General features: G+C 59.2%; 6 protein-coding genes and 1 pseudogene. All 7 read right to left on the bottom strand.

The features are described 5' to 3' along the window. On the bottom strand, nt 1–413 hold a 413-nt coding region (locus AC1DE4_RS31440; RefSeq protein WP_477884727.1), incomplete at its 3' end, for an NAD(P)-binding domain-containing protein. A gap of 27 nt (nt 414–440) precedes the next feature. Further along, nucleotides 441–1,472 carry an L-idonate 5-dehydrogenase gene (locus tag AC1DE4_RS31435; protein ID WP_477884726.1) on the bottom strand — a complete coding sequence of 344 codons (1,032 nt, stop codon included), beginning with the start codon at nt 1,470–1,472 and terminating at the stop codon, nt 441–443. Between the two features lie 10 nt (nt 1,473–1,482). Continuing rightward, nucleotides 1,483–2,424, bottom strand: a complete 942-nt coding sequence (locus tag AC1DE4_RS31430; RefSeq protein WP_192306053.1) for a 2-hydroxyacid dehydrogenase — start codon at nt 2,422–2,424, stop codon at nt 1,483–1,485. Nucleotides 2,425–2,435: 11 nt separating this feature from the next. Beyond that, nucleotides 2,436–2,993 carry a gluconokinase gene (locus AC1DE4_RS31425; protein ID WP_192306051.1) on the bottom strand — a complete coding sequence of 186 codons (558 nt, stop codon included), beginning with the start codon at nt 2,991–2,993 and terminating at the stop codon, nt 2,436–2,438. Next, nucleotides 2,962–3,729 (bottom strand): SDR family oxidoreductase, encoded by a 768-nt coding sequence (locus AC1DE4_RS31420; protein WP_192306049.1) that lies wholly within the window; start codon nt 3,727–3,729, stop codon nt 2,962–2,964. Before AC1DE4_RS31420 ends, AC1DE4_RS31425 begins: the two co-directional genes overlap by 32 nt. 26 nt (nt 3,730–3,755) lie before the next feature. Further along, complete coding sequence (locus AC1DE4_RS31415) at nt 3,756–4,430, bottom strand: 4-carboxy-4-hydroxy-2-oxoadipate aldolase/oxaloacetate decarboxylase (RefSeq protein ID WP_477884725.1); 675 nt, start codon at nt 4,428–4,430, stop codon at nt 3,756–3,758. Nucleotides 4,431–4,618: 188 nt separating this feature from the next. Further along, nucleotides 4,619–4,795 (bottom strand): annotated as a pseudogene (locus AC1DE4_RS31410) (amino acid ABC transporter ATP-binding protein); the annotation flags it as partial.

Here is a 4,795-nt window from a genome sequence, read left to right as displayed (position 1 = left end):
TGGCGTGCACCCTCTTCACCACCCGAGACACCCATGCCGATGAAGGTGAGGTCGGTGTTCTTCAGGCGGTCGAAACGGGCGATCGTGTCGCGGAAGTTGGCGTTGCCGGCATCGATCATGATGTCGCCCTTGGAAAGATGCGGGCGCAGCGCTTCCATCTGCTGATCGACGGCCTCACCGGCCTTGATCATGATGATGATCGGACGCGGCGGGCGGATCGCTTCGACGAACTCCTCGATCGTCTTGCAGGGAATGATCTGCTTCCTCAGATCGCCGGCGCTTTCGTAGAATTCGTCCGTTTTCTCAGGTGTACGGTTAAAGACAGCAATCTTGTTGCCCTTCTCCGCGATGTTGAGCGCCAGGTTGGAACCCATGACCGCAAGGCCGATCAGCCCGATTTCTGCCTTTTCCATAACGTCTCTACCTTGATGCTGTCAGCGTCAGAACGCGAGTTGAACCTTCATCGATTTCGCGCGGTCACCGGCAGCTTCGAATGCACTGACGGCGTCCTCTATCGGATATGTGCCTGTTAGAAGCGGCTTCAGATCGACTCGACGCTGGTTGATCAGAACGACGGCCAGACCAAACTCCTCATGGAACCGGAATGTCCCCTTCATCTCGATTTCCTTGGCGACCACCATGTTCTGCGGGATTGAAACATCCCCGCCCAGGCCAAGCTGGACAAGCGTGGAACGCGGACGAAGGACCTCAAGGCCGGAACGGACTGCCCGCTCATTGCCCGACGCCTCGAACTGGACGTCGAAGTATCCCTTGTTCGCTGAGTAAGCCGAGAGTTCTTCCGGATGATTGGCAACGTTGATGACGCGATCTGCACCAATTTCCGAAGCCTTGTGCAGGACTGCGTCCATAACGTCGGTAGCGACGACTTCACGGGCACCGTGAGCACGTGCCGCGATGATCGCCAGCGCCCCGATCGGGCCGCAGCCCGAGACGAGAACGCGTTTGCCGATGAGTGGGCCGGCGCGGTTGACGGCGTGGAGTGTCACAGCGAAGGGCTCGGCCATGGCGGCTTCGTTGATCGAGATGCCATCGGCAACCTTGTGGCACTGCCAGGCTTCGGCAACCAGCCGCTGGCGGAATGCACCCTGGATGTGCGGCATCGGCATGGCGGAGCCGTAGAACCGCATGTTCAGGCAGTGGTTCTGCTCGCCACGCAGGCAATATTCACAGGTGTTGCACGGGCGACTGGGTGATACGGCGACCCGATCGCCGACGGCAAAGGTCGAGACCCCCGCGCCCAAAGCCTTGATCGTTCCTGCCACCTCGTGCCCGAGGATCATTGGCTCCCGGACACGGACCGTCCCGAAGCCGCCGTGATTGTAATAGTGGAGGTCGGAACCGCAAATGCCGCCGGCCTCGATGGCGACCTCTACCTGTCCGGGCCCAAGCGCCTCGACCTCGAACTCCTCGACCCGGAGATCCTTTGCTGCGTGAATGACGACTGCTTTCATCACCTTGTCCTCACAAAACGGGCGTCGGCAGAGATTGGCCGGCGAAATGCGCGGCAAGATTGTCACGCACGAGCTGGCCCATGGCCTTGCGGGTTTCAACGGTACCCGACCCGTGATGCGGCTGCAGCACGACATTGTCGAGTTCCACGAAGCGTGGATCGATCTTAGGCTCGTTATAAAAGACATCCAGGCCGGCGGCCTTGATCGTCCTATTTTGGAGGGCCGTTATGAGCGCGTCTTCATCGACAGTCGATCCGCGCGACACGTTGATGAGAATACCCTCTGGTCCGAGCGCTTCGAGCACTGTCCCATTGATGATGTTCTTCGTGGCATCCCCGCCCGGAACAATGACGACGAGGAACTCCGCCCAACTGGCCAATGCAATGAGGTCGGGTTCGTGCTGGTAAGATACCTGCGGCTGCGGGTTGCGCGAGAAGTAGCGAATGTCGCAGTTGAACGCGGCAGCCCGGCTGGCGATCGCCTGGCCGATGCGCCCCATACCAATAACTCCCAGACGCTTGCCGGTGACACGGGTGACGAGCGGCATCACCGTCTTTCCCCACTGCCCGGATCGTACGAAGACATCCGCTTGCGGCATATGGCGCGCGGTAGCCAGCAGCAGTCCGAGCGCGATGTCCGCAACGTCATCCGTCAACACATCGGGCGTGTTGGTGACACGAATGCCATGGTCACGCGCATGAGCAAGATTGACCGCGTCCGTGCCGACGCCATACACCGACACAACTTCGAGCTTCGGAAGGCTCCGCATCAGCTCCGCGGAGGCGCCGAGTTCACCGCGCGTGGCGATGGCGCGGATATTCCCACCCACCTCTTTGACGAATGCCTCGCGATCGGTAGCCTCGTAGAGCTTGTGAACCACATAGCGGTCCTCAAGATCGACCATATCCCATTGCGGATAAGGGCCAGCGAGTAGGATTTCGGGCTTGGACATGGCTTCCTCCGTCAGATTGTTATATCGCCACGCCGATAGGTCATCGTTGCAGCGTGTGCGATGGCGGTCGAGGCGATCCGCTCGACCGGCTGATCAATTTCGATGGTGATGACGTCGCGTTCGGCGCCCGGCAGTTCCAGTGTCTGCAACTGGCTGTCGAGAAGCGAAAGCGGCATATAGTGTCCCTTGCGGGCAGCCAGTCGTTCCGCCAGCGTTGCGCGCGACCCCTGAAGGAAGACAAAGGTCACAGGTCCGGCGGCCCGCAGCCTCAAGAGATCGCGATAAGAGCGCTTGAGCGCCGAACATGAGATGACCGTTTCCGTGCTGGCTTTCAGTTCGTCCCCGAGGTTCTCGAGCCACGGCCAGCGGTCGCCATCGTCAAGGGCGATGCCGGCCCTCATCTTTTCGACGTTTGCTAGAGGGTGCCGGCTATCGCCTTCGATGAAGTGATAGCCGAGCTGGGAGGCAAGCAATTTGCCGACCGAGGTCTTGCCGCATCCCGACACCCCCATCACGACGAGGGGGCCGAGCTTTGCACTAGAGACAAGTTGTGATGCCGCCGTCGACATAAAGCGTGTGTCCGTTCACAAAGGAGGAAGCCTTGCTTGAAAGGAAAACAGCGGCGCCGACGAGCTCATCGACATTGCCCCAACGGGCGGCCGGCGTGCGCTTTTCAAGCCAGGCAGAAAACTCGGCATTGTCGACGAGCGCCTGATTGAGCGGTGTCTTGAAGTACCCCGGTGCGATTGCGTTGACCTGAAGACCATATTTGGCCCAGTCGGCACACATCCCACGCGTCAGGTTCTTCACTGCACCTTTCGTCGCCGTGTAGGGCGCAATTCCGGGACGAGCGAGTTCGCTCTGGACGGAGGCAATATTGATGATCTTGCCGCCGCCGCGCTTGATCATGTAGCGTGCAACAGCTTGGCCGACATAGAACACGCTGGAGATATTCGTCCTCAGCAACTGCTCCCAGCGGTCAGCCGGAAAGTCCTCGAGTGGCGTGCGAAACTGCATGCCGGCATTGTTCACGAGGACGTCGATCGCCCCGATATCACGCTCGATTTTCTCAACGCCTTGTTCAACAGCCGTGGGGTCGGTGACATCGAAGTCAGCGGTTACGACTTGATGTCCCGAATTGCCGAGATCGCTCGCGGCCGCAGCCAGCTTTTCCTTATCTCTCCCGTTCAGGACAAGGGTCGCGCCGTGCTCGGCGAGTCCCCTCGCCAATGCCAGCCCTATGCCCTGTGAAGAGCCTGTTACAAGGACCCTCTTCCCAGAAAGATCGAAGAGCGGATAGGTCATTTCTTGCTCCACACCACCACCAGGGCTCAGGCATCCACGACCAGGCCCTTGGCCTTCAGCACGGCCTCGAGATTGGACACCTCCACGACTGACTTTCCAGCCTTGTAGGCGGCAATGTAGCCGGCTTCGGCGTCTTCGCGTGCCTGCGACAGCTTGGCGACATCCAGTGCCTCATTCTTCCTGACGACAACGAGGCCGTCAGCATCACCGACAATGATGTCACCTGGATTGACGATTTCATCCCCAATGGTGATCGGTTCGTTGGTTGCTCCAAGCGTTTCTTTCACTGTCCCCTTGATGCAAACGCTCAAGGAGAAGACCGGGAAGCCAAGCTCGCGGAGCTGAACCGTGTCGCGTACGCCGGTGTCAGTGACGAGACCGCCAATTCCCTTAGCGAGGCAGGCGTTTGCCAGCACATCGCCGAAGGATCCGGCTTCCTCATATTCACCGGCGGAAACCACGATGATATCGCCGGGCTTTGCGTAGTTGATTGCGACCTGAAGCATGATGTTGTCACGCGGCGCGCACTTGACGGTAAATGCGGGGCCGCAAAGCTTCATGCCGTGATCAACCGGCTTTATGCGCGATGAAAGCGCACCCTTGCGACCCTGTGCTTCGTGGATTGTAGCCGGCGAGAATTTGGCAATGGCGGCGATCTCGTCCTTGGATGGGCGCTCGATCTTCTGGTTCAGCTTGATCATCTTTTCCTCCTTGGCGGGCACGCGATCCTCGCCTACCCGATGCTGCCAGCGTTTTATCAAGGCGCAGATCCATCGCACAAATATATGTTCTCGATGCCAGCTATAATTTCTCGATATACGAAGGCATATGCGCGATATCTCGTTCGCACGGTCGGACATCCGGCGAAATCCAACAGAGAGGGCAGAGCCTAGTGAATGATCTGGCTGAGGAACAGCTTGGTGCGTTCGTGCTGCGGATTGTCGAAGAACTCGGCCGGCGAATTCTGCTCGACGATCTGCCCCTGGTCCATGAAGATGACGCGGTTGGCGACCTGACGCGCAAAGCCCATTTCGTGCGTCACGCAGAGCATCGTCATGCCTTCTTC

Source organism: Rhizobium sp. 10N414 (assembly GCF_056394785.1).
This window is presented reverse-complemented; position numbering and strand designations above follow the sequence as displayed.

Coding starts and splice junctions, on each gene's coding strand:
- AC1DE4_RS31420 (WP_192306049.1), bottom strand. CDS start 3,729: ATGACCTATCCGCTCTTCGATCTTTCTGGGAAGAGGGTCCTTGTAACA.
- AC1DE4_RS31415 (WP_477884725.1), bottom strand. CDS start 4,430: ATGATCAAGCTGAACCAGAAGATCGAGCGCCCATCCAAGGACGAGATC.
- AC1DE4_RS31430 (WP_192306053.1), bottom strand. CDS start 2,424: ATGTCCAAGCCCGAAATCCTACTCGCTGGCCCTTATCCGCAATGGGAT.
- AC1DE4_RS31435 (WP_477884726.1), bottom strand. CDS start 1,472: ATGAAAGCAGTCGTCATTCACGCAGCAAAGGATCTCCGGGTCGAGGAG.
- AC1DE4_RS31425 (WP_192306051.1), bottom strand. CDS start 2,993: ATGTCGACGGCGGCATCACAACTTGTCTCTAGTGCAAAGCTCGGCCCC.